This is a genomic window from Streptomyces sp. Ac-502 (assembly GCF_045222935.1).
Lineage (GTDB): Bacteria > Actinomycetota > Actinomycetes > Streptomycetales > Streptomycetaceae > Streptomyces > Streptomyces monomycini.
Window position 1 is genome coordinate 5,597,650 of record NZ_JBHFFO010000001.1, and the last position, 26,305, is coordinate 5,623,954.

Below are 26,305 nucleotides of genomic sequence, written 5' to 3' on the forward strand. Positions count from 1 at the left end.
CGAGCGGGACGAGGATCGGTGCAGGGCCCAGGGCGGCCACCCGGAACCGGCTACGGCGCCGTACGGTTCCGGGGGCCGACCCGCCATGGGCCGGCCCCCGGGGAGGGCTGCCGTCGTACGGCCATGCCGTACGTCTACGGCCTCAGCCTGACGCGTCCGGCCTTACCCGCACGCCCTCGGCCTTGTTCGTACGACTCCGACCTCACCCTTGGTCGGCGCCGACGGGCACGCCACCGGCCCGCTCTGCCGCACCAGACGTCACCGCGTCCGGCTTCGCCGTACCCCGCCCGGCCGTACCCCCGGCGACCGGAGCCGCCTGCTCCGCCTCCGGGCGGCGTACGACGGCCAGGACCAGCAGGCCCGCGATCACCGCCACCACGCCCGCGACCAGGGACACCCGGGTCAGGCCGTGCACGTACGCGGTACCGGGAGCGGCGTGCGCACCCGCGGACCGCAGGCCCTGCGTGAAGACCATGCCGAGGATCGCGATGCCGAGCGCGTAGCCGAGCTGGCGGAAGGTGTTCACCGCGCCGCTGGCCATGCCGGCCCGCTGGGGCGGGGTCGCGCCGAGTGCCGCCGAGACCAGCACCGGCATCGACATGCCGATGCCGAGGCCGCTGATGAGCAGGCCCGGGACGAGGACCGCCCAGCCGGAGTCGTCGTTCAGCAGCAGGACGTGCAGCAGCGGGCCCGCGCCGATCAGCAGGAGACCGATGCCGATCGGCAGCCGCGGCGCCAGCCGGTGCAGGAACCGGCCGCCGAACATGCCCACGGCCATCGACGCCACCGCCATCGGCAGTACCGCGACACCGCCCATCACCGGGCTCAGACCCAGGATGTTCTGCACCCACAGGCCCACGTACGTCAGGTACGGGAACGCCGCGGCCTGGAGCAGCAGCGCGGCCGCCATCAGTACGGCGAAGGCCGGACGGCGCAGCAGCTTCAGGTCCAGCAGCGGCTGCCGCGCGCGGCGCTCCACGGCGACGAAGGCGACCAGCGACAGCAGCGCCACCGCCAGCGCCAGCAGGGTGCCGGACTCCGTCCAGCCCTCCTCGCCGCCGCGCATCAGCCCGTACGTCAGTGCGCCCGCGCACAGGGTGAACGCGCCGGCGCCCGGCCAGTCGATGCGCGCCGTACGGTCGCCGTGCGACTCCTGGACCGACCGCAGGGTGATCCAGACCGCCACCGCCGTCAGCGGCAGGTTGACCAGGAAGATCGCCCGCCAGTCCACGTACTGGGTCAGCACGCCGCCCAACACCGGGCCGACCGCGGCCGCGGCGCCGCTCGTACCGCCCCAGATGCCGAAGGCCACCCCGCGGTCACGGCCCTGGTAGGCGGCCATCAGCAGCGGCGTGTTGGTGGCGAACATGGCCGCCGCGCCCACGCCCTGCACCGCGCGCGCGGCGATCAGCACGCCCTCGTCGGGCGCCAGCCCGCAGGCGAGCGAGGCCAGCGCGAAGAGCCCGAGGCCCGCCAGGTACAGCTTGCGGCGCCCGAGCAGGTCGGCCGCCGAACCGGCCACCATCAGCAGCGCGGCCAGCGCCAGCGCGTAGATGTCCATCACCCACTGCAGCGAGGTGAAGGAGGCGTCCAGACCGTCGGCGATCCGCGGCAGCGCGGTGTTCACGATCGTGACGTCGACGAGCAACATGAAGTTGCCCAGGGTGATGGCGACCAGGGGCCACCATCTGCTCCGCCCGTTGTGCATCAAAGAACCTCTGAGATGGATCGGTGTTCCGTATGTCGTGGTCCGTCCAGAGTCCGGCCCGGCCCCCGCATCTCCCAACCACGCCGTCCCGCGCGGCGCAATCCGACACGAGCTAGCCTGTGCTGGTGAAAACCGACGGCTTCGACCCACTGGACCGGAGCCTGGTCCACGCCCTCCAGCTCGACGGCCGGGCCCCTTTCAGCCGTATCGCCGAGGTCCTCGGCGTCTCCGACCAGACCGTCGCCCGCCGCTACGGGCGGCTGCGCGGCGCGGGCATGATCAAGGTCATGGGGCTGACCGACCCGACCTCCCTCGGCGAGATCGAGTGGATCGTACGGGTCCAGTGCACCCCCGACGCGGCCGTCGCCGTCGCCGAGGCGCTCGCCCGGCGCCCCGACACGTCCTGGGTGAGCCTGATGTCCGGCGGCACCGAGATCGGCGTCGTCTGCCGCTCCGCGAGCAGCCGGGACAGCGACGCGCTCCTCCTGCAGAAGCTGCCGCGGACGCCCAGCGTGGTCGGGGTGACGGCGCACTGCATGGTGCACGAGTTCTTCGGCGGTCCGCTCGGGCTGGTCAACAAGTCCGGCGCGCTGACCGAGGAACAGGCCGCGCGGCTGCGCCACCCGGCGTCCGCGGCGGCCGACGCTCGCGCCGCCGCCCCGCCCGGACAGACGGCGCCCGTCACGCTCACCGACGCCGACCGCCGCCTCCTGGACGTCCTCGCCGAGGACGGGCGGGCCGCCCTCGGCGACCTGGCCGCGGCCACCGGCTGGTCCCAGACCACCGTCCGCCGCCGGCTGGCCGAACTGCGCGCCGACGGTGTCCTCTACTACGACGTGGACTACGACGCCCGGCACTTCGGGCTCGGCGTCATGGTCTCCCTCTGGCTCTCCGTCGCCCCCGGCGAACTCGCCGCCACCGGCGCGGCGCTGGCCCAGCACCCCGAGGTGGCCTTCGCCTGCGCCACCACCGGGCCGCACAACCTCTTCGCGTCGGTCCTGTGCCCGGACGTGCGCGCCCTCTACACGTATCTGACCACCCGGATCGCGGCGCTGCCCGCCGTACAGAACATGGAGACGGCCCCGTTGATCCGCCGCCTCAAGGGCCCTGGGCCGCACGGTTACGGACGGGCCGGCACCGGTCCGATCACCTCCGCGCTGTCACCGGCCCGGGGGCGGTGAGGGCGGTGTCCACAGGATGAGGTCGGTGCATATGTGATGAGGATGGTGCTTACGCCTGATGAGGATGGTGTCCGTGCGATGAGGGCGGTGTCCGTGCGATGAGGCCGGGGCTCCCGTCCTCACCCGTCGACCGGGGGACCGCCTGGGTACGGTCCGCCCCCGGCACCCACACCTGGCTGCTGACCGTCGGCGCCGCCCACATCACCGCCACCCTCGCCGGCCAGGAGCTGGTCCTGCTCGCCATCGAAGGCCACCGGCTGCCCCGCTCCATGTCGCACGTCGTCGACATCTGTGTCTCCTAGCGGGGCTGAGGAAGGGGCAGAGGGCGCGGACCGGAACGCAACTCCCGGACGTCCTCCGACAGATCGCTGAGCCGCTCACTCATCGCGCACACGACGCGGTTCGTGGCATCCAGCCGCCGGTCCAGCCGGTCCAGCCGCACGGAGATCCGGCCGATCACCGGTCCCAGATCCCGCAGGGCGGGGCCGATGTCGGCGAGCGACGACTCGACGTTCGTGAGCCGGTGGTCGAGGGATTCGACCGTGGGCGCCGGCCGGGCCTGCCGGGGCCGGGGCACCTCGACCCGCGTCCGCGCGTCCTCCTCGACGTCGAGGAGGTACGTACGGACCGCCCGCGCGACCTCGCTGTCGCGGAGGAGCATGGCGATGTTGAGGATGGTTCGGCGGGTGTAGAGGGTGAGGTGGGCGCGGCCCTGTGGATAACTTTCCGCTGAAAGCTTCAAGTTGGAGCTTTCAAAGGTTCGCAGGTCAGAGCCCTTGAGGACGTGCATGCCGTTCTCGGACAGCTCCGCTCGGTGCCGCCGCATCAGGCTGTTGACGGCGCGGTCACCCACCTCGAAATAGTCGGCGACCATCCGCGTCGTGACATGCAGCCCATCAGGCAGCAGCACCAGCGCCTTCACCTTGTCCAGGACGTCGACGCGTCCCATCACACTGTCGCGCATGGCCCGCGACTCCAGCAGTACAGCTTCGGGTGGCATGTGCATGCCCTCCACTCAAACCAGAACGGTTTGAAAGGGACAGGGTGTCCCTTTCAACTGAACGCCCGTATCCAGGGCCCAGGAGCGGAGGCTGCTCACGGATGCCACTACCTCTATGTCCGGTTCTCAGTCGTACGGCTGCACCGCTTCACGACCGTCGCCGGCAAACCCCAGCACTTCACGAACCCTCGACGCCTCGAACTCCAGTTGCCTCCACGCACAGGGGACAACGAGTCGATAAACGTACAGTCACCCCGTCTCGGGCATGACTTCGTGCGTACGTTCCGAAAAGAAGACCGACCCGGCCGCCGGGGCCGGGCCGGAGGGCGCCTCAGGCGCCGTTCCCGTCCCCGTACAACCGCTCCAGGACGACCGCGATGCCGTCCTCTTCGTTGGAGGCCGTCGTCTCGTCCGCGACGGCCTTGAGCTCGGTGTGGGCGTTGGCCATGGCGACGCCGTGCCGGGCCCAGCCGAACATCGGGATGTCGTTGGGCATGTCGCCGAAGGCGATGGTGTCCGCGGCCTTCACGCCCAGGCGGCGGGCGGCCAGGGAGAGGCCGGTGGCCTTGGAGAGGCCGAGCGGGAGGAGTTCCACGACGCCCTCGCCGGCCATGATCACGCCGACCAGGTCGCCGGAGACCTCGCGTGCCGCACGGGCCAGTTCGTCGTCGCCGAGGGTCGGGTGCTGGATGTAGATCTTGTTGATGGGGGCTGCCCACAGGTCGCCGGGGTCCTGGATCTCCAGGTTCGGCAGCGGGCCTTCCTGGATGCGGTAGCCGGGGGTGACCAGCACCTCGCCCTCCAGACCGTCCCGGCTCGCGGCCAGGAACAGCGGGCCGACCTCCGCCTCGATCTTGGACAGGGCCAGTCCGGCGAGCTGCCGGTCCAGGGTCACCGAGGTCAGCAGCCGGTGTTCGCCGGCGTGGTAGACCTGCGCGCCCTGCCCGCACACCGCTATGCCGTCGTAGTCCAGCGCGTCGAGGATGTGCCGGGTCCACGGCACCGCGCGGCCCGTGACGATGATGTGCGCGGCACCCGCCGCCGTGGCCGTGGCCAGGGCGGCGCGGGTGCGCTCGGAGATCGTGTCGTCGTGCCGCAGCAGCGTCCCGTCGAGATCGGTCGCGACGAGTTTGTACGGCAGCGGGCGGGCCTGGTCGGCCCGGTGCGCGGGCTCGGGGGCGGTGGTCACCGGTCGACGGGCTCCAGGGTCTCCCGGCCGCCCAGGTAAGGGCGGAGCATCTCGGGTACGCGCACGGAGCCGTCCGCCTGCTGGTGGTTCTCGAAGATCGCCACGATGGTGCGGGGCACCGCGCAGAGCGTGCCGTTGAGCGTGGCGAGCGGCTTGACCTGCTGCTTGCCGTCCTTGTTCGTCCGCATCCGGACCGACAGGCGGCGGGCCTGGAACTCGTCGCAGTTCGAGGCGCTGGTCAGCTCGCGGTACTTGCCCTGGGTGGGGATCCACGCCTCGCAGTCGTACTTGCGCGAGGCCGAGGCGCCGAGGTCACCGGTGGCCACGTCGATCACCTGGAAGGGCAGCTCCAGGCCGGTCAGCCACTGCTTCTCCCAGTCCAGCAGGCGCTGGTGCTCGGCCTGCGCGTCCTCCGGGTCGACGTACGAGAACATCTCGACCTTGTCGAACTGGTGGACGCGGAAGATGCCCCGGGTGTCCTTGCCGTACGTACCGGCCTCGCGGCGGAAGCACGGCGAGAAGCCCGCGTAGCGCACCGGCAGCTTGTCCGCGTCGAGGATCTCGTCCATGTGGTACGCGGCGAGCGGGACCTCGGAGGTGCCGACGAGGTAGTAGTCGTCCTTCTCCAGGTGGTACACGTTCTCCGCGGCCTGGCCGAGGAATCCGGTGCCCTCCATGGCGTGCGGGCGCACCAGGGCCGGGGTGAGCATCGGCGTGAAGCCGGCCTCGGTGGCCTGCGCGATGGCGGCGTTGACCAGCGCGAGCTCCAGGAGCGCGCCGATGCCGGTCAGGTAGTAGAAGCGCGAGCCGGAGACCTTGGCGCCGCGCTCCACGTCGATCGCGGCCAGCGCCTGGCCGATCTCCAGGTGGTCCTTGGGCTCGAAGCCCTCGGCGGTGAAGTCGCGGATCGTGCCGTGCGTCTCCAGGACCGTGAAGTCCTCCTCGCCGCCGACGGGCACGTCGGGGTGGACGATGTTGCCCAGCTTCAGCAGGAGGGACTGGGTCTCCTCCTTGGCCTGGTCCTGCTCGGCGTCGGCGGCCTTGACGGCGGCGGACAGCTCACCGGCCTTCTTCAGCAGCGCGGCCTTCTCGTCGCCGGCGGCCTTGGGAATGAGCTTGCCGAGCGACTTCTGCTCGGCGCGCAGCTCGTCGAAGCGGACGCTGGAGGTCCTGCGCCGCTCGTCGGCGGAGAGCAGTGCGTCGACGAGTGCGACGTCCTCTCCACGGGCACGCTGGGAGGCGCGCACACGGTCGGGGTCCTCACGGAGCAGGCGAAGGTCAATCACCCCACCAGGCTACCGGGGCACGGCGCGGACCTTCGACGCCATATTCCCCGCGTGGCGCTTTGTCCGGTTTGTTGATGTTTAGTGGGTTTGGCTATTCCGGGCGGTACGGCCCGGTAAGGCGGAGTGGTGAGGGTGCATAAGGGGCGCATAAGGGGTGTGCGGGAAGAGGGCGGGGTGCGGGCGGAGATGCGGGAAGTGCGGACGGGGCTCGTTCGGGCGTGCGGAAAGTGGCGGGAAATAGCGGTGGAAAAAATCTTGCGCCGACACCGGCGCGGGGGTAGTCGATCCGTATGTTCCGACCGGCTTCCCTTGTGTAGGGGAGGAGTTGGCGGACGGGTCGGAACGGCGGGCGACGAAGGTTGTACCCAGGGTTGTCCACAGGGGTGAGGGTGTTGCGGAATCTTATCCACAGGCTGTGTGTGGAATCTGTGGAAGTCGGAAGATCGGGTTCCGTTTCAAGAATGCGTTGCCAGGGATTCACCGGAGAAACCCCAAGTGGACGCTCTTTCGTGTGGGATTTCCTCGCCCTAAAGGATTGTTCGCGTAATTTGTGCTGACGCGGGCCGGGGTGGGCTGCTGTGGAAGGTCCTGGGGGTCGGTAGAGCAACATGTCGACTCCGGCCGGGTCGAGAGGGCCGTCGTGTCGACTTATCCCCAGGTCGAGAACAGGGCCTGTGGATAACTTTGTGGACAACCCCAAGACCCCAGACCAGGCCCCGGACGGGCCCCGACGAGCCCTCCGGAACGCCGTCCGGCCGCACCGTCACCCGCCGTGGGCGCCTCAGGCCCGCCCGTCGAGGCAACGCGTCAGCCAGTCCGCCGCGTCCGTGAACGCCGTGTCGACCGTGTCCGGCCGTACGTTCGGCCGCACCTGGTCGGCACGCGGGTACGACCCGAGGAAGCGCACCTCGCGGCAGACCCGCTTGAGCGCCATCAGCACCTCGCCGACCCGGCGGTCCGTGAGGTGCCCCTCGCAGTCCACCGAGAAGCAGTACTGGCCGATGCCCTCGCCGGTCGGCCGCGACTCGATGCGCATCATGCTGACGCCGCGGGCCGCGTACTCCTGGAGCAGCTCCAGCAGGGCGCCGGGGTGGTTCTCGCGCAGCCACAGCACGACCGAGGTCTTGTCGGCACCGGTGCGCGCCGCGGGGCGGGCCGGGCGGCCGACCAGCACGAAACGGGTGGCGGCGTTCTGCGCGTCGTGGATCTCGGTGACCAGCGGTTCGAGGCCGTACGTCGCCGCCGCGAACTCGCCCGCGAACGCGCCGTCGTACCGGCCCTCCTGGACCAGCCGCGCACCGTCCGCGTTGGACGCCGCCGACTCCCACACCGCCTCCGGCAGGTGCTCGGCGAGCCACTTGCGCACCTGCGGCTGGGCCACCGGGTGCCCGGTGACCGTCTTGACGTCGGCCAACCGGGTGCCGGGCCGTACGAGCAGGGCGAACGCGATCGGCAGCAGCACCTCGCGGTAGATCATCAGCGGTTCGCCGGCGGCCAGTTCGTCCAGGGTGGTGGTCACGCCGCCCTCGACCGAGTTCTCGATCGGCACCAGCGCGGCCGCGGCCTCGCCGGCCCGTACCGCGTCCAGCGCGGCCGGTACGGACACCATCGGGACCAGCTCGCGGGTGGCGGACTCCGGCAGCGTCCGCAGGGCCGCCTCCGTGAACGTTCCTTCGGGTCCCAGGTACGTATAGCGGCTGACCGACATGTCCCTCTGACTCCCTCACGCTCCGGTGGGGACCGACTCGCCGGTCACCCGCTCGCCACGTTACCCGCCCGGCCGCCCGGCCCGGCCGGGAAGCCCGAATCGGCTCACGGGCCCCGGTGCCGCCGCTCACGGGCCCCGGTGCCGCTGCTCACGAGCCTCGGAGCCGCCCCCCCAGCCGCTCCGGTCCCGTGAAACACACGTACAACGCTCACCCCTCCAGCAACGACTGCCCCACGTACCCGCCTGCCACCGCCGCCGGCGGCACGGCGAACAGCCCGCTCGCCTCGTGCCGCAGGAACGGCGACAGCGCGTCCCCCGGTCCAGCTTGCGCTGGATCGGGATGAAGGAGCGCAGCGGGTCGGCCTGCCAGCAGACGAACAGCAGCCCGGCGTCCGGGGCGCCGTCGTCCCGGAACCCGTCGTGGAACGAGAAGGGCCGCCGCAGCATGGCCGCGCCCTGGTTGGACTCCGGCGCCGCGATCCGCGCGTGCGCGTCGGCCGGAACGACCGGCAGCCCGCCGGGGCCGTTCTTGTCGAGGTCCATCTTCGTGTGCTCGTCGCCGCCGGTCAGCGGCGCGCCGTCGGCCTTGCGGCGGCCTATGACCTTCTCCTGCTTGGCCAGCGGCTGCTTCTCCCAGTCGTCCAGCAGCATCCGGATCCGGCGGACCACCGCGTACGATCCGCCGCGCATCCAGGCGTACGGCCCGCTGCCGGCGTCCCGGCCGACGAAGATCCGCTCGTCGAAGTCCGGGTCCGCCGGCTTGGGGTTGTTGGTGCCGTCGACCTGGCCCATCAGATTGCGGGCGGTCATCGGGTCCGCGGTGGCGCCGGGCGTGCGGTTGAAGCCGTTCATCTGCCACCGCAGCCGCGCGGTGTCCCCGGCCTCCTTCTGGAGGGCGCGCAGCGCGTGGAAGGCGACCAGCGCGTCGTCGGAGCCGATCTGGATCCACAGGTCGCCGTTGCTGCGCCCGGCGTCCAGCACGTCCGAGGAGAAGTCCGGCAGCGGTTCGAGCTGGACGGGGCGGCGCTCCGTCAGCCCCGTACGGTCGAAGAAGGTGCGGCCGAAGCCGAAGGTGACGGTGAGCGAGGACGGGCCCGCGTCCAGCGCGACACCGGTGTCGGCGGCCGGTGTCCGTCCGGCCATCAGCTCCTCGGCCGTACGCGACCAGCGGCGCAGCAGCGCGGCCGCCTCCTTGCGCCCGGCACCCGGCGCGAGGTCGAACGCGACGAGATGGCCGCGCGCCTGGAGGGGCGTGGTGATGCCCGCCTGCTGCTTGGCGCGCTCGTCGCGGAAGGCGACCGCGGTCGAGCCGACGCTGCTCAGGGCGGGGGCGGGTCGTCCTGGGCGGCGGCGACACCGATCGCGCCGCCGGCCGCACCGACGACGAGGCCCGCCGCGCCCGCGGCGCCGACGGTGCCGAGCAGGCGTCGGCGGGAGAGTTCGAGGGTTTCGGTACGGCCGTCGGCCCTGGCGGCGTCGTCGGAGGGAGAAGCGGTGGTCGTCATCAGTTGATCTTCACGTTCCTGGTCTCGGTCACCTGGTCGATGTCGGAGGTCCGTACGACCAGGGAGAGCTGCCACTGTCCGGGCACCGGCAACTGGACGTCACGCGCGCTCCAGTGTCCCTCGCTGACATGGTCGAGGGTGACCGGCAGCGGCCCGAGGTCCTTGTCCGGGAGGGTGAAGGAGACCTTCACCTCGGGGACGTCGACCGTCCGGCCGTCCGGGTCGGCGAGCCGCAGGTGCAGGGCGTTGCCGCTGCCGCTGCGCCCGGGGTCCAGGTCGACGCGCGCGGTGCCCTTGCCGCGCGGGCCGCCGGTGTCGAAGGGGATGTTCAGCACCTTCGGCTGGTTGGCGTCGGCCGACTGCCCGGCCCCGCCGGCCGCCTTCACGGCCGCCTCCGTACGCGCCGGTTCGGTGGAGGTGAGCACGGTGGTGACGGCCAGCACCACCACGGCGACCGTTGCCTCGGCGAGGACCGAGCGGCGCAGTCCGGAACGCTCGGGGTCCGCGTCGCGGATGCGCTTCGTCCGCGCGGTGGCCAGCGCGGCGCGCTGCCGGGCGAGTTGGGCGGCGCGCGCGGGGTCGGCTTCCGCCGTGGGGCCGTCGGTGCCGGCCAGGCCGCCGGCCCCGCCGGCCGGTGCGGTCGCTCCGTCCGGTACCGCTTCGTCCCGCGCAGTCGTCGCTTCCGTACGTGCCGTCGTCGTTTCCGTACGTGCCGCCACGCTCTCCAGTACGGCGGTGGCCTCCACCTCGGGCGCCGGGCCCTCGCCCAGCCGCGCCGTCCAGCGCCGCGAGAACCAGGCGACGCCGACGAGGACGACGACCAACGCCGCCTTGACCAGCAGCAGCTTCCCGTACGAGGTGTCGGTCAGCGCCTGCCACGTGCCGACCTGCCGCCACGACTGGTACACGCCGGTCGCGACCACCACCAGGACGGAGCCGAACGCGAGCCGCGAGAAGCGGCGTACGCCGGAACGGGCCACCGACGGCCCCCGGTAGAGGGAGACCAGCAGCGCCGTCAGACCGCCGAGCCAGGTGGCGACGGCCAGCAGGTGCAGGACGTCGACGGGCATGGCGACGGCGGTCTGCAGACCGGTCGAGGCGTGCTCGGCCATCGCCCAGGTCGCGGCCAGCCCCACGGCGACGATGGCGCCGCCGACGGAGAGCCCGAAGGCGAGGTCCTTGCGGCGCTTGGCGTCGGCGGCCGAGGCGCCCGAGGCGGCCGGGGTGGCCGAGGCGTTCGGGGCGCCCGATACTGCCTCGTCCGCCCCTTCCGCGCCCGTACGCCCCTTGCCCCGCCCCGCACGCCCTTCGTCCTCCTGCGCGCGGGCGTACGCGCCGAAGAGGACGGCCACGAACAGGGCCGCGGCCGCGAGCAGCAGCAGCCGCGAGACCAGCGCGGCCCCCGGCTTGGTCTCCAGGACCTGGCGGAGTCCGCCGAGGTCGAAGATGTCGGCCAGGTCACCGGAGGTCGTGTACGGGGTGCGCAGCAGCAGCATCGCGATCGTCGCGGCGGTCAGCACGGCCCAGCCACGGGCCACCAGACGCTGCACGGACCGTACGCGCGCGGCGGCCGGGCGGCAGATCAGGACGAACGCCGCCCCGCCCACCAGGACGACGAAACCCGCGTACGCGAGATAGCGGGCGATGCCGTACAGCGCGCCGACCACACCGCCGCCGGCCTCCTGCTGCGGCAGTGGCGCGCTCGTCTCGGAGGGCGCGCCCACCGAGAAGGTGAAGGCACCGGAGACCGGGTGGCTGTCGGCGGAGACCGCCTGCCAGGCGACGGTGTACGTGCCGTCCGGGAGCCCCGGGGGCAGCCCGGCGCCGTACTTGACGGTCTCGCCGCTGCACAGGTCGCGCAGCTTGCCGCGGTCCACCCGCTTGCCCTGCGGGTCCAGGACCCGCACCGAGTCGTCGCTCATCGCGACGCCCTCGGAGAAGGTGAGGGTGACCTGTTCCGGTGCGCTCTGCACCACCGACCCCTGCGCGGGTGTGCTGCCGGTCAGCGCGGCGTGGGCGGAGGCCGGGGCGGCGCCCCCGAAGAGCGCGCCGAGCACGGCCGCCGCGAGCACCAGAAGGCGCAGCACGGACGACCGGCGGGCGCGTGGCACGCCGCTCCGGCGTGCGCTCGGAGCGCGGGCGCCGGAGCCCGGTGCGCAGAGGACGGTGGTGGTCATGGCGAGGCGCCCCCTACTTCTCGGCGTGGTGCTGCGCGTGGTCGTCCATGGATCCCTCGTGCTGCGAGCTGCCGTGCTGCATCGATCCGTGGTCGGCGGCCCCGCCGTGGCCGGAGCCTTCCTGGTCCCCGGCCTTGTCCCCGCCGTGGCCGGAGCCGCCCTTGTCTTCGGCCTTGTCCCCGCCGTTCTTCGGGACGTAGGTGGCGGACCGGACCGGCACCTCGACCTTGATCGGATCGGCCGTGGCGAAGTGCAGCTCCACGTTGACGGTCTGGCCCTCGGCCGGCTTCTTCTTCAGCCCCATGAACATCAGGTGGTTGCCGCCGCGGGCGAGTTCGAGCTTGCCGTTCGCGGGTATGTCCAGGGACTTGACCTGCTCCATCTTGTTGTTCTTCGTGGTGTGGATGGTGACGTCGTCGCTCAGGTCGCTGGTGACGGAGGTGAGCTTGTCGGCCGTACCGCCGGAGTTCTCCACGACCATGAACGCGCCGGCCATGCTCTGGTCGACCGGCTGCGGCAGGTACGCCCCGGAGACCTTCAGCTCGGGAGCGCTGTCCCCGCCGCAGCCCGCGAGGGCGAATCCGGCGGTGAGGGCGAGTACGGCGGCGAGGGTGGTGCGGTGGTTCACGGGTTCTGTCCCTTGGTGATCTTCGGAAGTGCCTTGGAGTAGTGGTCGACGCCCGCGTCCTGCATCCCCATCCAGTGGATCTTGTCGTCCTTGGGGGAGCTGAGCAGGACCTGCGCGCCGTGGGTGGAGACCACGTCGCCGTTCTTCTTCTTGACGGGCTTCTCGATGCCGATGTTCACGCTGCGCGCGCCGGCCTGGATGGTGTCGAAGGAGCCGGTCAGGCCGACGAACTTCTTGTTGATGCCGCCGAGCCACTTCTTGAGCGCGGCGGGGGTGTCCCGCTCGGGGTCCGAGGTGACGAAGACGACGCGCAGGTCGTCCTGTTCGGCCTTGGGCAGCTGCCGCATCGCGACGTCGATGTTGTTCATCGTCAGCGGGCAGACGTCCGGGCAGTGGGTGTAGCCGAAGTAGACCAGGGTCGGGTGGCCCTTGGTCTGTTCGATCAGGTCGTACTTCTTGCCCTCGGTGTCCGTCAGGACCAGGTCCGGCTTCTCCATGGGCCGGTCGAGCGTGACGATCGGCTCGGAGCGGGTGCCGCCGGAGACGCTGGCGGCGGGCTGGTCGCTGTCGTCACCGCTGCCGCAGGCGGCCAGCGTCAGGGCCGAGACCAGCGCGATGCCGGCGGCGGTGAGGTTCCTCTTACGCATGTACGTGTGTCCCGTTTTCAGGAAGGGTGTGCCGGCCCGGCGCCCGGGAGGCCGGGGGCCGGGGACGGCACGGGGTCGGGTCAGGCGCCGCGGCGCCGGCCGGCGAGCACGCCGAACGCGACACCGATGATGCCGACGACGATGCCGACGCCGCCCAGGACGCGCGCCGTGGTGTCGCTGCTGTCCGCGGCGGTCTGCCGAGCGTCGCCCGCGTCGCCGCCGGCGTTCTTCGCGTCGGCCGTGCCGGAGCCGTGGCCGTCGCCGGACGCGGGGGTCAGTTCGAGCACCGGCGCCGGGTTCTCCGGCTCGGGGCCGCCCTCCTTGGTCGGCTCGATCCACCGTACGACCTCGTCGTTGTCGTACGTCTGGAGGGCCTTGAAGACCATCTTGTCGGCCTTGGGCAACTGTCCGACGGAGACCGGGAACTGCTGGAACTGCCCCGGCTCGATCTTGCTGCCGTCCGCGGTCCAGGTGATCTTCGAGACGGCCTCGGTGAGCTTCTTGCCGTGCGTTTCGAGGGGCTTGTCGAGCTTGGACTTGGTGACGTCCACCTTCCAGCCCGGCACCGGCTGCGGCATGGCGGACGCCAGCGGGTGGTCGGTCGGCAGGGTCACTTCGAGCTTCACGGTCGAGGCGTTGTCGCGCTCGTTGGGGACCTTGAAGTTGATGGTCGCGTAGCCGCCCTGCTCGGCCTGGCCCGGCTGCACGCTGACGTGCGCGAAGGCCGGGCCGGCGAGCAGCAGGACGCCGCCCGCGGCGAGGCCGCCCACGACGGGCAGCCGGCGGGCGAGCCGTCCGCGGCGGCCGGTGGCGGGGGCCGGTGCGGTGCCCTGTGACGGTGCGGCAGGGGACGGTGACGGTACGGCAGTGGTCTCAGACATGGCGGAAATGCACTCCACAGGCAGGAGGGACGGGGAAGGAACGGCTGGCGCGCGTGCGGCGACGACGGCGCACGCCGCTGCCTCCCGTGCGCCGGAGCGTGTCCGGCCCGCGCGCCGGAGTGTGTCCGGCTCTGCCGGATCGTTCCGGTCCTGCCGGGCGTTCCGGCCCTGTTGCGGGGAGTGCGGTGTGTGGTCGTCAGGCCGCGAGGGCCAGGGCGGGCGGGCCCCGCCTGACGACACTGTGCTGGAGCGCGAGTTCCTTCGTACGGGGTTGGTCATCCCCGTACGAAAAACGCGCCACAGGGCGTACGTCGGCCGCCAGGAGCCCGGCGCACAGGGCGCGTACGAGCGCGAGCGCGCCGCGCAGCGCGCTCACGAGAGCTTCCGCCCCCGCCGAAGCCTCCCGGGCCGCGGGCGCCGAGAGCCGTACGAGCCGCCACAGGGCCGCCTCGCCGCGGCGCAGCAGCCAGCCGGCGGCGAGCGCCGCGAGCAGGTGCGCCAGCAGCATCGGCAGCGAGGGCAGCAGCCCGTGCGCCGCCGTGGAGGCGGTGGCCGCCGGGTCCATGGCGTGCCCGGCGCCGCCGGCCGAAGAGGCGGGGCCGCCCGGGCCGATGACCGAGGTGTGCAGGATGCGGCGCGCTGCCGCGCCGTCCAGCTGCCCGGCGCCGAGACCGCAGGTGATGTGCCGTGCGAGGGAGATGGCCGCCTGGTCGGAGAGCCCGCCGCCGGCCGGTGCCGTGGCGGTCTCCGGCGCGGTGGCCATCCGATGCTGCCCCAGCGCGAAGACGGTGTGCAGCGCGAGCTGGCCGACGGCCAGCGCCACGGCGATGCCGGGCAGCGAGCGTTCCCGCCCGGCCAGCGGTGCCGCGACGGCGAACACCGCCGCGCAGCCCACGCCCAGCGTCCACAGGGTACGGCGGCGCAGGACCCGATCATGTGCCCGGCCGCGGACAGCGCGACGCAGACCGCGGTGAACACCGCGGCCCTCAGCAGCCGCAGATCGACGGCGGCGCGCGCTCCGGGGTCGGACGGGGCAGTCATGGCCGCGCCATCATCCCACTGCCCTTACGGCTCGCATACGGCAGGTCCGCCACTTCGGCACCCGAGGGATCGTGCCATTCCGGACTGCGGGGTGCGGGAAGGGGTACGGGGGAGGGGTGGGCGAGGGGGCGGCGCCGGAGCGCTCAGGGAGCGCGCCGGAGCGTGCGCGGGCGCACAAGGCCTCCGTTACACCGGCAGACGTCGGAGGCGCATCCGCCGAATGAGCGGAGTCACGTCCCGTGCACGCTTACGGACCATGCGCCCCGGCAATACGTATCGATATGTCGAGCCGCGACCAGGAGGCTGCAGCGATGAGCATCTGGTGGTCCCTGCATCTGCGGCGCGAGGCCGCGAGCGTGCCGCTCGCCCGGCGGCTCCTGCTGGGAACGATGGAGACGGCCGGGGTGGACCCGGACGTCTCCCACGACCTGTCCGTCGCCCTCTCCGAAGCGTGCGCGAACGCTGTCGAACACGGTGGCGACGCCGCTACGGAGGACTACCGGGTCACCGCCTTCATCAACGGCGACACCTGTCGTATCGAAGTCACCGACTCCGGCCCCGGATTCCGGGACCGGGCCCACAGGCCCAAGCGCCCCGGGCGGAGCGCGACGCCCGATCCCGCGCCGCCCCCACCCATGGCAGCCCCCGCCCCGGCCCAGGCCGAGCACGGACGGGGGCTCTTTCTGATCGAGGCCCTGACCGACCACGTCCGCTACCGCGACCGCACCGGGCGGCGCGGGGCGGTGGTCAGCTTCGACAAGATCCTCAAGTGGAAGGAGGGGGTGCCGCTGATGGCGTCGTGAACGGATCCGGGCTCCCTGACGGACCGGTCAGCGGTCCCGGGTCACTGCTTCCAGTACTTCGCCACCGCCTGCGCGTACGCCACCCGGTGATCGAGCCCGTCACCCGGCACACGGAAGCGTCCCCGTGCGGACTCGGTCATGGCCACCCGGCCGATGAGCCCGCCCGGCCGCTTCCAGGCCGTCCGCAGGGGAGAACCGACCTCGTCGGCGGGCATGTCGGAGAGCGTCAGCGCGACCAGGTAGACAAGGACGAACGGCAGCATCACCAGCCACAGGAGCAGCGACGGCACGGTCCCCTCCCGCCCGCGCAGCACCTCCCCGCCGGGCAGGTGGATCTCGTACTTGGGCCGCCGCAGCTTCTTGCGTGGCGTCAGTCGCAGCTCGGCCAGGTGCGCGTGATCCGGAGCGAGCACGGCGAGATGACCGTCGCCCTTCCTCCGGACGACGATGGCGAGCGGCCTGGCACCGTCCGGGTCAGCCGCAAGAGTGAAGCGCGGTTCACACCCCTCGGGAAGGGCACGGCCGTCGGGCGCGCCACGGTGCACGTGGACGGGGTCGGCGCCGTGCGGGCGCAGTTCGTAGCGCTCGGCTCTGCGATGGCGGGTGAAGGTGAGCGTCATGGCGTGTCCCGTCTCGTCGGATCCCCTAACCGAACACCGCGCGCACGTCACCAGCCGCCGGCGCCTCCGGACCGTCGTCCTCGTGCGCCGCGGGGCGGACGACCAAGGATTCACCGATCTGGCGCAGGATGCCCGTGTACCGCGGCAGGTCGTCGAAGCACGGTGTCGTGAGCGCGAGCACCAGCAGCCAGCCCCGCACCGGAGCGGGAACGTACAGCTCGATGTGGGCGAAGTCCAGCGTCGGCAGAATGCCCGTGCCGTCCGTCTCGGTGGCGTGCAGGGAAAGCACGGCGGGGCCGCACGGCAGGTCCACCCGGTCGACACTGCGGTGCTCTTCGAAGGCGAGGCCCTCCTGGACCGAGGCCGCGACGATCTCCGGGGCGTCCGGCTCCACGGCCTCCGCCCGGACCAGAAGGTTGGCGGTGCTCACCGCGCCGTCGTCCGTCTCGTAGAGGGCGACGGACGCGTACAGGACGTTGTCGGCGGCCAGCGCGGCCGTCAGTTCGGAGTAGGCGACGGCGGTGGTCTCGCGCTGGAACTCCGTACCGCCCGGCCAGATCTTCTCCGCCAGCTCCCACAGGGCGGCGTCGAGGACGTCCGGGGGAGGTGCAGCGGCAGCTCGTGGAAGCCTTCCGGGGTGTCCAGCGTGAGCGACATGCTCTGCGGGGGCGTGGACATCACAGCCTCCCCGCGGCCGGCGTACCCGGGTCGGTGAGCTGAGAGTGGGCGCCGATGGCGACCCCCGGCACTTGCTGGGCCAACTGCGGACCCTTGGACCACCAGGAGAGCGGATCGATGGAGCCGTCAGCCCGCATGGCCCCGCGCAGCGAGGTCTTGACCGCTTCGGGGGTGAGGCCGCTCTCCAGGACCTTGTTGAGGCCCTTGCTGAGCCCCGCTTCCTTGACGCTCGCGCCCACCACGTCCTGGACGTGGCTGTTCCATGCCAGTTTCATGCGGTTGCCGAACCCGGTGGTGGTGAAGACCTCGCTGCCGGCCGCGTACTCCTTGCCCATCCCGAAGAACTTCTTGCCCTCCAGCGCCCGGCCGGTGAACCCGGCGTCCCGCAGGGCCTGGATCTTGTTGACCTTGTCGATGGAGTTGACGGTGCGGCCTTCCACCTGTGCCACCTTCATGGGCACCTTGGCACCCTTCGCCGCGACGCCGCCGAACTTCGCGAACGGAACGGCCCCGATGCCGTCGCCCACCAGGTCCATCACGCTGACGTCCGCCCCGCCGAGCTTCGCCGCCCCGTGCGTGGCGAGCGCACCGACGGAGGCACCGGCGCTGGCCAGGGCGAGCGCGCCGGAGAGGGGCGGGCACCACAGGGTCAGCAGGGAGGCGACGCCCAGGATGCTGGAGGCGATCGAGAGCCAGTCACCGATCTTCTTCAGCAGATCGGCGTGCTTGGTGCACCACTCCTGGATGCCGTGGCCCATGCTGGTGAAGAAGTCACCGAGGCTCTCCCAGAAGCCCGGGTCGGGGGCGTTCTCGGTGGCGCGCCGGATGCGTTCGGCGATGCTGCGGGCCTCGTCCTGGTGGTCGCCGAGGAGGGCCTCGGCCTTCTTGACGATCGCCTCCAGCTCCTGGGTGGCGGTGTCCAGTTGACTGCGGGCGGTGTCGAGGGCGGTGTCCGCCTTGTTCAGCCGGGCGCTGGCCGCGTCGATCTTCTTCTGCGCGGCGTCCAAGGCGGCCTGGTCGGTGTAGTACGTGCCGGCCAGCCGCAGGTCCGGGTCGGCGGCGGCCTGGTTGTACGCGCCGACCGCGTGCTCGTTCTCCTTCTTGCGGGTGGCGACCGTCTGCTTGGCCGCGGCGGCCTCCGCCTCGTACTGCTTGCCCTTGGTCTGGTACGAGGACAGTGCGGTGTGCCAGGCGCGGAGCTGGGTGACGGCGTCCCCCATGGCGTCGCGGCTGTCACTGACGTACTTCGGAAGGTCACCGACCTTCTCGGAGAACGCCTTCGCCGCGTCGCCCTCCCAGTCGCCGCCGCCCTTGCCGATACGGGAGAGCACTGAGTGGGCGGAGTCCAGGGAGCGCTTGGCCGCGTCGAGCTTGCCGTTGAGGGACTCGACGGAGCCCAGGTCGCCGGGCGCCGGGTTGAAGCCGAGGGCCGGGAAGTTCTGCTGGGTCATCGGGTCACCTGCCGGAGGGGGACGTCGCGGAACGGGTACGAGGGCGGAGCGGCACGCACATCACGCCGTCTTCTTGGCGTTCTTCGCGAAGGCGTCCCGCAGGGTGTTCTCCAGCGACTCGTAGTTCTGCTTGACCTGCTTCAGCTTCTCCTCGATGGCCTGGGTGCCGTCGGCGATCTTCTTGATCGCGTTGTCCCAGCTGTCGTGGAACTCGTCGCAGGCGTTGTCCAGCGCCTCGGCCCCGGTCGACTTCGGCCCGGTGTCCTTCAGGGCTCCCAGCGCCTTGCGCATGTTGTCCTGGCTGTCGTGCAGGTCCTTCAGCAGACGTCCGAGATTGTCCGCCTCGACCTTGAAATAGCCCCCCATACGCCCTCCCCCGTAACTGTGCACAACCGGCCGACACGTTACCGCCGGACGGACGTCCGCTCACACGGGGGGTGTTGTGTCTCTGTGGCGTCGAGCCGGCGGCGGGTGTGTCGGCGAGGCGCACTCAGGACACAACGCACCGAAATGCCCTGCGGGCCATCGAGAACTACCGGGCATGGTTCCCGAAGTGCCGACCTGCCGAAGAAGTACCCGGGAGCCGACGGTCGTGCCGGCGTCCCTCCGGTGGTGGGTCGCGCGGTCCCGCAGGGGAAGGACGTCCCCCGTCGCGTCCCCGATTGCCGCGGGAACCACGCGCACCCGACCTAACGCGAGGTGAATCGCGTTAGCGTGTTCTGGACGATACGTGGCCTGAACCCGCACTGCAATACGGAGCCGCCGTGAGCACAGCGCAGCCCCCTCCCGGAGCGTCCCGGCCGGGGGACGTACCGCGCGTACGAGACAAGCCGTACTGGACGCGGTCTTCGAGGAACTGGGCGAGGGCGGATACGCCGCGCTCACCATGGAGGGGGTCGCCCGGCGTTCCGGGGTGCACGTCGCGACGATCTACCGCCGCTGGCGGTCCGTCGAGGGGCTCGTCTGCGAGCTGATGGCCGACCTGAGTGGCGGGATTCCGCTCCCGGACACCGGCACGCTCCGCGGCGACCTGCGCGCACTGGCCCGTTCGATCGCCGCCTTCTACACGGAACCGCGCTACTGCGGGCTGCTGGAAGCGGTGGTGTCCGCCGCCGCGCGCCAGCCGGAGGCCGCCGACGTGCTGCGGCAGTTCTTCGACGAGCGGTTGCGGCTGGCCGGCGCCATGGTGCCCCGTGCGGTGGCGCGCGGTGAACTGCCCGAAGGCGCCGACCCGGACGAGGTCGTGGCCGCCCTGGGCGCGCCGTTCTACTACCGGCTGCTGATCGCCCGCGGGCCGGTCGACCTCCGGCTGGCGGACTGCGCGGCCGAAGCCGCCTGGGTGGCGGCACGGGCCGGGGTCTTCGCACCCGCGGCGGGCACCGCGGAGAGGGAGGGGGTACGGGGCGCCACGGACGCGGTTCGGGACGCCGCGGGCTCCGTAGGGGACACTGCGGACTCTGTACGGGACGCTGCGGGCTCCATAGGGGGCGCCTCGGGCTCCGTAGGAGACACTGCGGACCCCGTATGAGGCGTCGCGGGCCCCTTACGGGAGCAACGCGGCCCCGTAAGGCCCCGTAATGCCGCACCCGTAACGCCGCCCAGCCCCCGGAAACGCCGAAGGCGGCCGGTGACTCCCGTGGGAGCCCACCGGCCGCCTTCCGACGACGGTGTCCGACGGCGGTGACCGTCTGCGGGATCAGTCCCGGCGTCCGGTCAGCCCTTCTGCCCGGTCAGCTCCGCCATCCACGCCTCGACCTCGTCCGCGCGGCGCGGCAGCGCGGCGGACAGGTTCCGGTTGCCGTCCTCGGTGACGAGGATGTCGTCCTCGATGCGGACGCCGATGCCGCGGTACTCCTCCGGGACGGTCAGGTCGTCCGCCTGGAAGTACAGTCCGGGCTCGACGGTCAGCACCATGCCGGGCTCCAGCGCCCCGTCGACGTACGTCTCCGTACGGGCGGCGGCGCAGTCGTGGACGTCCAGGCCGAGCATGTGGCCGGTGCCGTGCAGCGTCCAGCGGCGCTGCAGCCCCAGCTCCAGCACCCGGTCCGCCGGGCCCTCGACCAGGCCCCACTCGACCAGCTTCTCGGCGAGCACGCGCTGCGCCGCGTCGTGGAAGTCGCGGAACGCGGCGCCCGGCTTGACGGCCGCGATGCCCGCCTCCTGGGCCTCGTACACCGCGTCGTAGATCTTGCGCTGGAGGTCGTTGTACGTGCCGTTGATCGGCAGCGTACGGGTGACGTCCGCGGTGTAGAGGGTGGTGGTCTCCACACCCGCGTCCAGCAGCAGCAGGTCGCCGGAGCGGACCTGGCCGTTGTTGCGGACCCAGTGCAGCGTGGTGGCGTGCGGCCCCGCGGCGCAGATCGAGCCGTAACCGACGTCGTTGCCCTCGACGCGGGCCCGGAGGAAGAACGTTCCTTCGATGTAGCGCTCGCTGGTCGCCTCGGCCTTGTCCAGGACCTTCACGACGTCCTCGAAGCCGCGCACGGTCGAGTCGACCGCCTTCTGCAGCTCACCGATCTCGAAGTCGTCCTTCACCAGGCGCGCCTCGGAGAGGTACTCCCGCAGCTCTTCGTCGCGCTCGGCGGTGACCTTGTCGGCCAGGGCCTCCTCGATACCGGCGTCGTGGCCGCGCACCACGCGGACCGGGCCGCTCGCCGCGCGCAGCGCGTCGGGCAGCTCGCGCACGTCCGCGCAGTCGACGCCGAGCAGCGCCGCGGCCTCGGTCAGGCTGTTGCGCCGGCCGACCCACAGCTCGCCCATGCCGTCCAGCCAGAACTCGCCGTTCTCACGGTCGGAGCGGGGCAGCCGGTAGAGCGTCGCGTCGTGGCCCTCGCCGCTCCCGCGGGGCTCCAGGACCAGCACGCTGTCGTCGGTCTGGTCACCGGTGAGGTGTACGAACTCGGTCGCGGCGCGGAAGCCGTACTCGGTGTCGTTGGAACGGGTCTTCAGGTTGCCCGCCGGGATCACCAGGCGCTCGCCGGGGAAGCGGCGGGACAGCGCCGCGCGCCGCCGGGCCGCGTACGGGGCCTGCTCGTCGGGCTCCAGGCCGCGCAGCTCGGTGTCGGCCCACCCCGACTGCATGTTCTTCGCGAGCTCGTCCGATACGCCCGGGTAAAGGCCGTTCTTCCGCTGCTTGATCGGCTGCTCGTCCTCGCCCGGGGTCTCCGGCGTGAGCTCGTCCGTCACTATGCCTCCTTGTACGACTGCACCACATTCCATCGTAAGTGCGGAGAGAACGGGGTCCAGGGGTCGGAAGCGGTGAGCTATCAGACAGTCCGGGCGCGCGGCGGTCCGTCCGCGCGGCCTCGCCGTCACTCGAAGTACGCCGTGAGCAGTACCACGTCCTCCGGGGATTGTGGGGCGTCCAGCCCTTCCGGCAGGAGGGTGCGCAGCAGGTGGTCCGTCAGGGCCTCGGGGTCGTGGCGTACGGCCCGGGGGACACCCGCGGCGGCGGCGTGCAGCCGGGCGAAGGCGCGGTCCATCGGCTCGCCGGTGCGGCGCAGCAGCCCGTCGCTGTACAGCAGAAGGGTTTCTCCTGGCGCGGGGCGCAGCTCCACGCTCGGTGCTTCCCAGCAGGCGAGCATGCCCAGGGGCGCGGACAGCGAGGTCTCCACGTACTCGGTACGGCGGTCGCCGATGATCAGCGGCGGGCAGTGCCCGGCACCGGCCAGCACGATGCGGCGCCCGGGCGGGCCCGGCAGCCCGGGCGGGGGCGTACCTGGTCCGGCACCTGGACCGGTACCTGGCCCGGAGGCGGCACCCGGCCCGGAGGCGGCACCTGGCCCCGTACCGATGCCCGGCCCCATGCCGACTCCCGGTCCCAAGCCGACCCCAGGACCGATGCCGGCCCCAGGTCCCATACCGCCCGGACCCATACCGATACCGACCCCCGGGCCCATACCGACCACCCCCGGTGCGCCCGGCGGCGCTTCGGCGAAGGCGAACAGGGCCGTCGCGCTACGGGCCGGTTCGGTCAGCCGCAGCAGCAGCTCCAGGTCGGAGAGGACCGCGACCGGGTCCTCGCCCTCCATCACCGCGTACGCGCGAAGCGAGGCGCGCAGGCGCCCCATGGCGGCCACGGCGCCCGGGCCCGAGCCGGTGACGGAACCGACCGCCAGGCCCAGCGCGCCGTCCGGCAGCGGGAGCGCGTCGTACCAGTCGCCGCCGCCGAGCGGCCCGGAGCTGTGCCGTACCGCGAGCCGTACGCCCGGGACCCGGGGCAGCCTGCTGGGCAGCAGCTCCTCGCGCAGCGTCGCCACGGTCTGCCGCTGGCGGTGCAGTTCGAGGAGGCGGGCGAGGTGTTCGGTGGCGTACGCGAGGTAGCGGCCGACGAGATGGCGCTGCCGCTCGGCGGGGGCGGCGGGTTCGTCGTAGAGCCAGACCGCCGCGCCGAACCGGCCGACGGAGCCGGCCTCCAGCGGTACGGCGTAGCTGGCCGCGTATCCGAGGCGGGCGGCGACCTCCCGCAGGCGGGGGTCGAGGCCGGGCTCGCCGGGGATGTCGGGCTGGGCGACGTGGCCGCGCCCGCAGGCGACGCAGCCGGAGCCGTCCCGGCCGGCGATGTCGGGGCTGGAGCCGTCCGGCTCAGGGCCGTCCGCACCGTGATCGACGGGCGAGCCGGCCGGACACCCGTCAGTGGGCAGGCTGTCTTGCGTGGGCAGGCCGTCTTGCGTGGGTCGGCCGTCGTTCGTGGGTCGGCCGTCGTTCGTGGTCAGGCCGTCGTTCGTGGTCGGGCCGTCCGTCACCGGCAGCCCGTCCGTCGCGGTCCGTCCTTCCGTCGCCGTCCGTCCGTCCGGCACCGGCAGTCTGTCGAGAATCCGGCCGAAGGACTGCGCGCGGCGCGGCACGGTCTCGATGTGGCCGATGTCCGCCTGACCCAGCCCGAGGCCGATGGTGGTGTCCGGTCCGAGCCCGTCGGACGGTTCGAGGACCACCAGCCCGCGTCGGGCCCCCACCAGGGAGGCTCCGGCGCGCAGCAGCTCCCGGAGGGCGGCTTCGAGGGTCCGCGTGCGGGCCAGCTGCCCGGTGAGGCCGTGCAGCGTGGTGAGGTCGGAGACCCAGCCGGCGAGGCGGTCCTGGACGGCCGTGTGGCGGGATTCGGGCGGGGTGTCCGCCGGGGTGGACGAGGCGGCGGACTCGGCAGTGTGCGTGGGGGCGGGAAGTGCTGGTTCGATTCCAGCCACTTTCGGGACGTGAGGGGTGGTCATGGCCGACGGCTTACGTAGCGCCGGGTGAAAGCCCAGGTCAGGCCGCACGTTGAGGGGCGCTGCGGCATTTTGTTGAGTGATGTTGAGTAGTGTGTCAAACTGCTCAATTTCCTCAATAGCATCGCAAACCCCCATGTCATGCTGCTCCGCTATCAATGCCTCCACATGTACACGCCGCAGTGACACGATGTCCAGCATTGTCCGCATGGGGTTTGTGGTGTCAACGGGACGAGGAAGTTGGCCGGAAAATATCCCCCCGAACGTCAATTTGAGGTCGACTGGCGACGTTCGACAGTGCGTCATCACCACCATGGCGGGTACGTACTCGGAAAGGCGCGGAGTCAGTTGGGCCGCGCCGGAACTCTCCGACGGGCACGGGCGTCTAACACGGCGACGACCGCGCCGCACCGCACCCCCAAGTGGCGGAACTGCTTCACGGGACAGCAAGCGCCATGCGTGCGCCACCCTCCGCCACGTTCCACGCTCGGCGTATGGCGTGATGCGCTGCTCTGTACACGCAGTGACCAGAGATCCACGTGGCGTCAGGGGTTCGCAGGAGCCACCGAAGAACGCCACGAAGCGGCATGAACCGGCATGTGCGATGGACATAGCCCTCGGCGTTAACGGAAAGGAACGAGCGCTCATGCGCGAGATCCTCGGAAGGCGACGCAAGCTCCAGCTCCGGCGCGGCGGAAGGTCGGCGCTGCTCGGTGCGGCGCTCCACTGCGCCACCGAGTGGCAGTGGCCCGTACTCCCGGGCGTCGGGCTGCGGACCGGCGGGAAACCGGCGGGCGGCAAGCCGCCCGGTGGACGGGGACGCGCCGAACGCGGGACGCGCCCGTGCAGTTGCCCGGACCCGGACTGCGTGGTGCCCGGCGCGCACCCCTTCGATCCCGGGCTGTTCGCCGCCACCACCGATGCCCGCATGGTGCGTTGGTGGTGGACCAACCGGCCGACCGCGCCGCTGCTGCTGGCCACCGGCGGCCGCGCGCCCTGCGCGCTGAGCCTGCCGGCCGTCGCCGGGGCGCAGGCGCTGGCCGCCCTGGACCACTTCGGCGTCCGGACCGGTCCGGTCGTCGCCACCCCCACCCGATGGTCGTTGCTGGTCGCCCCGTACTCCCTCGCGGAACTGGGCGAGTTGCTGCACTCCCGGGACTGGGTGCCCAGTTCGCTGCGCTTTCACAGCGAGGGCGGCTATGTGGTGCTGCCGCCCTCGCAGATCGGCGCGGGCAAGGTGCGCTGGGAGCGGTCGCCGGGCACCGGCCCGGCCGCGCCGTTCCTGCCGCGGGTGGAGACGATCGTGGACGCTCTGGTCACCGCGAGCACCAGCGCGCCGGACGGCGGCAGCCGGCTCGCGTACTGACGCGACTGCGGGAGCGCGTACGGACGCGTCCGCCGGGTCGCACTGGCGCGCCTGCTGGACCGCGTACGGACGTGTGACCTGGCCGCCCGGCCTCCTCACCCGGACACCCCCTCTCACCGCTCGGCGCGACAAAGAACGCGCGGGCGGTTCACTCGTACGGGTGTGAGCTGCCCGGTGGTGGCGGGGATTCGGGGGTTCGGGCCCGGTATGTGCCCGTTCCGGGCCGATATGTTCGGCGCACCGTCAATCCGACGGTCAACTCCGTCGCCCTGACAATCCAGGTGGTCCCATGGAGCGTGCGCCGAATCTCCGCATGATCGCGCTGGCGAGCACGGTCGCGCTCGCCGTCGCCCTGCCGCTGGCGGCCGCGACCGCCGGTCCGGCCGAATCCGATCGGTCGGCGGCCGATGGCTCCGCGAGTGCTGCACATCCGGATGCTGATGTTCCGGTCGGTACGAGGGCGTCCGCCGCGCCGGGCCCGTATGCGGGACCGGCCCCGTCACCCGGCGCGCACACGGATACCCGTACGGATGCCCGTGACGACCCCCGCACGGGTGCGCGTACCGATGCCCGTACCGGCCCCGGAACCCACCCCCATGCCGATCCCCATGCCGATCCCCATGCCGATCCCCATGCCGATCCCCGTACCGATTTCCGCACCACCCGCTGCGGCCCCGAACTCGCCTCACCCGAAGGAGTGGAAGCTCAAACGTGTGTTCTCTCCGAGGGGGCCGGACCTGGGGGCGCACGTACTACCGCAACACCTCCGGCAAGCCCCTGCACGCCGTCCTGTCCCTGATGCGGCCGGACGGCCGGACCGTACAGGCGCACTGCGACCTGCCGGCCGGTGACGAGCCCGGGACCTGCGAAACCCCGCGGGAGTCGACGGTCGGCGGCGACCGGGCGCCGTACACCGCGGTCGCGGAGGTCACCGACAAGCGGGGCGAACGCAAGCTGCTGCGCTCCGGCAGCAACGCCGAGCCGGACGCCGGTGGTTCGGACCAATGACGGTGCGGGGACGGTGGGTGCGTGCTGTGGGAGCGCGCCGTGGGGCCGGAGTGCCGGGGGCTGCCGCCGACGTCCGGACCCGTCCGTACGGGTCCCCACCCGGCCCTGACGGCGTCTGACGGGGGCTGGCGGCCGTGGTGGCGCGCGGGCCGACACGATGTGCGCGGCGGGCCAGAGGTGGCGGGAGGCGGGCGCACAGGAGGCGCGGTGGGCCGGTCTCGCGG

At 72.0% G+C, this 26,305-nt stretch carries 22 protein-coding genes and 3 pseudogenes; 6 read left to right on the plus strand and 19 right to left on the minus strand.

Annotated elements, in window-relative coordinates; genetic code table 11:
- Window positions 1-202: 202 nt before the first annotated feature.
- Window positions 203-1,708, minus strand: coding sequence for an MFS transporter (locus ACEXOX_RS25305; protein WP_406523466.1), 1,506 nt, complete (start codon window positions 1,706-1,708; stop codon window positions 203-205).
- Between the two features lie 125 nt (window positions 1,709-1,833).
- Between ACEXOX_RS25305 and ACEXOX_RS25310 the strand changes: the two genes are divergently transcribed.
- Window positions 1,834-2,889, plus strand: coding sequence for an Lrp/AsnC family transcriptional regulator (locus tag ACEXOX_RS25310; protein WP_406523468.1), 1,056 nt, complete (start codon window positions 1,834-1,836; stop codon window positions 2,887-2,889).
- A 98-nt stretch (window positions 2,890-2,987) separates the two neighbouring features.
- A complete protein-coding gene (locus ACEXOX_RS25315; protein WP_406523469.1) occupies window positions 2,988-3,191 on the plus strand; it encodes a rhomboid-like protein in 204 nt (67 codons plus the stop codon).
- On the opposite strand, the gene ACEXOX_RS25320 is transcribed toward ACEXOX_RS25315, so the two are convergent.
- The 10 genes and pseudogenes from ACEXOX_RS25320 to ACEXOX_RS25365 form a co-directional block, all read right to left on the minus strand.
- A complete protein-coding gene (locus tag ACEXOX_RS25320) occupies window positions 3,188-3,889 on the minus strand; it encodes a hypothetical protein (protein ID WP_406523471.1) in 702 nt (233 codons plus the stop codon). The genes ACEXOX_RS25315 and ACEXOX_RS25320 overlap by 4 nt on opposite strands.
- Before the next feature lie 331 nt (window positions 3,890-4,220).
- The gene (locus ACEXOX_RS25325) at window positions 4,221-5,078 is read right to left on the minus strand and encodes an HAD family hydrolase (RefSeq protein ID WP_406523473.1); all 858 of its coding nucleotides are present in this window, start codon (window positions 5,076-5,078) and stop codon (window positions 4,221-4,223) included.
- Window positions 5,075-6,364: a serine--tRNA ligase gene (gene serS / locus ACEXOX_RS25330; RefSeq protein WP_406523475.1), complete on the minus strand. Its 1,290-nt coding sequence runs from the start codon at window positions 6,362-6,364 to the stop codon at window positions 5,075-5,077. The genes ACEXOX_RS25325 and serS overlap by 4 nt, the downstream gene beginning before the upstream one ends.
- Window positions 6,365-7,145: 781 nt before the next feature.
- Window positions 7,146-8,072: a prephenate dehydratase gene (gene pheA, locus ACEXOX_RS25335; protein WP_406523476.1), complete on the minus strand. Its 927-nt coding sequence runs from the start codon at window positions 8,070-8,072 to the stop codon at window positions 7,146-7,148.
- A 208-nt stretch (window positions 8,073-8,280) separates the two neighbouring features.
- Window positions 8,281-9,577 (minus strand): annotated as a pseudogene (gene efeB / locus ACEXOX_RS25340) (iron uptake transporter deferrochelatase/peroxidase subunit).
- Entirely contained in the window at window positions 9,577-11,754 is a 2,178-nt protein-coding gene (locus ACEXOX_RS25345; RefSeq protein WP_406523478.1) for a copper resistance protein CopC, read from the minus strand. Before ACEXOX_RS25345 ends, efeB begins: the two are co-directional and overlap by 1 nt.
- 187 nt (window positions 11,755-11,941) lie before the next feature.
- Window positions 11,942-12,382, minus strand: a pseudogene (locus ACEXOX_RS25350) (copper chaperone PCu(A)C); the annotation flags it as partial.
- Window positions 12,379-13,029, minus strand: coding sequence for an SCO family protein (locus tag ACEXOX_RS25355; RefSeq protein ID WP_030022862.1), 651 nt, complete (start codon window positions 13,027-13,029; stop codon window positions 12,379-12,381). The pseudogene ACEXOX_RS25350 and the gene ACEXOX_RS25355, both read right to left, overlap by 4 nt.
- Window positions 13,030-13,109: 80 nt before the next feature.
- The gene (locus ACEXOX_RS25360; RefSeq protein ID WP_406523480.1) at window positions 13,110-13,910 is read right to left on the minus strand and encodes a YcnI family protein; all 801 of its coding nucleotides are present in this window, start codon (window positions 13,908-13,910) and stop codon (window positions 13,110-13,112) included.
- A gap of 196 nt (window positions 13,911-14,106) precedes the next feature.
- Window positions 14,107-14,951 (minus strand): annotated as a pseudogene (locus tag ACEXOX_RS25365) (hypothetical protein).
- Between the two features lie 311 nt (window positions 14,952-15,262).
- On the opposite strand from ACEXOX_RS25365, the gene ACEXOX_RS25370 reads away from it, so the two are divergent.
- Window positions 15,263-15,754, plus strand: coding sequence for an ATP-binding protein (locus tag ACEXOX_RS25370; RefSeq protein WP_406523481.1), 492 nt, complete (start codon window positions 15,263-15,265; stop codon window positions 15,752-15,754).
- 41 nt (window positions 15,755-15,795) lie between these two features.
- On the opposite strand, the gene ACEXOX_RS25375 is transcribed toward ACEXOX_RS25370, so the two are convergent.
- The 5 genes from ACEXOX_RS25375 to ACEXOX_RS25395 all read right to left on the minus strand — a co-directional run bounded on the left by ACEXOX_RS25375 (window position 15,796) and on the right by ACEXOX_RS25395 (window position 18,869).
- Window positions 15,796-16,374, minus strand: coding sequence for a hypothetical protein (locus ACEXOX_RS25375; RefSeq protein ID WP_406523483.1), 579 nt, complete (start codon window positions 16,372-16,374; stop codon window positions 15,796-15,798).
- A gap of 25 nt (window positions 16,375-16,399) precedes the next feature.
- Window positions 16,400-16,804 carry a hypothetical protein gene (locus ACEXOX_RS25380; protein WP_406523484.1) on the minus strand — a complete coding sequence of 135 codons (405 nt, stop codon included), beginning with the start codon at window positions 16,802-16,804 and terminating at the stop codon, window positions 16,400-16,402.
- Window positions 16,805-16,872: 68 nt separating this feature from the next.
- Window positions 16,873-17,052: a hypothetical protein gene (locus ACEXOX_RS25385; RefSeq protein WP_406523486.1), complete on the minus strand. Its 180-nt coding sequence runs from the start codon at window positions 17,050-17,052 to the stop codon at window positions 16,873-16,875.
- Window positions 17,052-18,503 (minus strand): putative T7SS-secreted protein, encoded by a 1,452-nt coding sequence (locus ACEXOX_RS25390; RefSeq protein WP_406523487.1) that lies wholly within the window; start codon window positions 18,501-18,503, stop codon window positions 17,052-17,054. The genes ACEXOX_RS25385 and ACEXOX_RS25390 overlap by 1 nt, the downstream gene beginning before the upstream one ends.
- Before the next feature lie 60 nt (window positions 18,504-18,563).
- Window positions 18,564-18,869, minus strand: coding sequence for a hypothetical protein (locus tag ACEXOX_RS25395; protein WP_406523488.1), 306 nt, complete (start codon window positions 18,867-18,869; stop codon window positions 18,564-18,566).
- Window positions 18,870-19,389: 520 nt separating this feature from the next.
- Between ACEXOX_RS25395 and ACEXOX_RS25400 the strand changes: the two genes are divergently transcribed.
- Window positions 19,390-20,031 carry a TetR-like C-terminal domain-containing protein gene (locus ACEXOX_RS25400; RefSeq protein WP_406523490.1) on the plus strand — a complete coding sequence of 214 codons (642 nt, stop codon included), beginning with the start codon at window positions 19,390-19,392 and terminating at the stop codon, window positions 20,029-20,031.
- 185 nt (window positions 20,032-20,216) lie between these two features.
- On the opposite strand, the gene ACEXOX_RS25405 is transcribed toward ACEXOX_RS25400, so the two are convergent.
- Window positions 20,217-21,689, minus strand: a complete 1,473-nt coding sequence (locus ACEXOX_RS25405; RefSeq protein ID WP_406523492.1) for an aminopeptidase P family protein — start codon at window positions 21,687-21,689, stop codon at window positions 20,217-20,219.
- 125 nt (window positions 21,690-21,814) lie between these two features.
- Window positions 21,815-23,710, minus strand: a complete 1,896-nt coding sequence (locus tag ACEXOX_RS25410; RefSeq protein ID WP_406523493.1) for a SpoIIE family protein phosphatase — start codon at window positions 23,708-23,710, stop codon at window positions 21,815-21,817.
- 643 nt (window positions 23,711-24,353) lie between these two features.
- Between ACEXOX_RS25410 and ACEXOX_RS25415 the strand changes: the two genes are divergently transcribed.
- Window positions 24,354-25,073 carry a bifunctional DNA primase/polymerase gene (locus ACEXOX_RS25415; RefSeq protein WP_406523495.1) on the plus strand — a complete coding sequence of 240 codons (720 nt, stop codon included), beginning with the start codon at window positions 24,354-24,356 and terminating at the stop codon, window positions 25,071-25,073.
- A gap of 499 nt (window positions 25,074-25,572) precedes the next feature.
- Here ACEXOX_RS25415 and ACEXOX_RS25420 read toward each other — a convergent pair whose 3' ends face one another.
- A complete protein-coding gene (locus ACEXOX_RS25420; RefSeq protein WP_406523497.1) occupies window positions 25,573-25,707 on the minus strand; it encodes a hypothetical protein in 135 nt (44 codons plus the stop codon).
- A gap of 77 nt (window positions 25,708-25,784) precedes the next feature.
- On the opposite strand from ACEXOX_RS25420, the gene ACEXOX_RS25425 reads away from it, so the two are divergent.
- Window positions 25,785-26,081 (plus strand): hypothetical protein, encoded by a 297-nt coding sequence (locus tag ACEXOX_RS25425; RefSeq protein ID WP_406523499.1) that lies wholly within the window; start codon window positions 25,785-25,787, stop codon window positions 26,079-26,081.
- Window positions 26,082-26,305: the final 224 nt, after the last annotated feature.

Coding starts and splice junctions, on each gene's coding strand:
- ACEXOX_RS25315 (WP_406523469.1), top strand. CDS start 2,988: ATGAGGCCGGGGCTCCCGTCCTCACCCGTCGACCGGGGGACCGCCTGG.
- ACEXOX_RS25345 (WP_406523478.1), bottom strand. CDS start 11,754: ATGACCACCACCGTCCTCTGCGCACCGGGCTCCGGCGCCCGCGCTCCG.
- ACEXOX_RS25390 (WP_406523487.1), bottom strand. CDS start 18,503: ATGACCCAGCAGAACTTCCCGGCCCTCGGCTTCAACCCGGCGCCCGGC.
- pheA (WP_406523476.1), bottom strand. CDS start 8,072: ATGTCGGTCAGCCGCTATACGTACCTGGGACCCGAAGGAACGTTCACG.
- ACEXOX_RS25320 (WP_406523471.1), bottom strand. CDS start 3,889: ATGCCACCCGAAGCTGTACTGCTGGAGTCGCGGGCCATGCGCGACAGT.
- ACEXOX_RS25305 (WP_406523466.1), bottom strand. CDS start 1,708: ATGCACAACGGGCGGAGCAGATGGTGGCCCCTGGTCGCCATCACCCTG.
- ACEXOX_RS25355 (WP_030022862.1), bottom strand. CDS start 13,029: ATGCGTAAGAGGAACCTCACCGCCGCCGGCATCGCGCTGGTCTCGGCC.
- ACEXOX_RS25395 (WP_406523488.1), bottom strand. CDS start 18,869: ATGGGGGGCTATTTCAAGGTCGAGGCGGACAATCTCGGACGTCTGCTG.
- ACEXOX_RS25375 (WP_406523483.1), bottom strand. CDS start 16,374: ATGACGCTCACCTTCACCCGCCATCGCAGAGCCGAGCGCTACGAACTG.
- ACEXOX_RS25420 (WP_406523497.1), bottom strand. CDS start 25,707: ATGGGGATCGGCATGGGGATCGGCATGGGGATCGGCATGGGGGTGGGT.
- ACEXOX_RS25415 (WP_406523495.1), top strand. CDS start 24,354: ATGCGCGAGATCCTCGGAAGGCGACGCAAGCTCCAGCTCCGGCGCGGC.
- ACEXOX_RS25370 (WP_406523481.1), top strand. CDS start 15,263: ATGAGCATCTGGTGGTCCCTGCATCTGCGGCGCGAGGCCGCGAGCGTG.
- ACEXOX_RS25410 (WP_406523493.1), bottom strand. CDS start 23,710: ATGACCACCCCTCACGTCCCGAAAGTGGCTGGAATCGAACCAGCACTT.
- ACEXOX_RS25400 (WP_406523490.1), top strand. CDS start 19,390: ATGGAGGGGGTCGCCCGGCGTTCCGGGGTGCACGTCGCGACGATCTAC.
- ACEXOX_RS25385 (WP_406523486.1), bottom strand. CDS start 17,052: ATGTCCACGCCCCCGCAGAGCATGTCGCTCACGCTGGACACCCCGGAA.
- ACEXOX_RS25360 (WP_406523480.1), bottom strand. CDS start 13,910: ATGTCTGAGACCACTGCCGTACCGTCACCGTCCCCTGCCGCACCGTCA.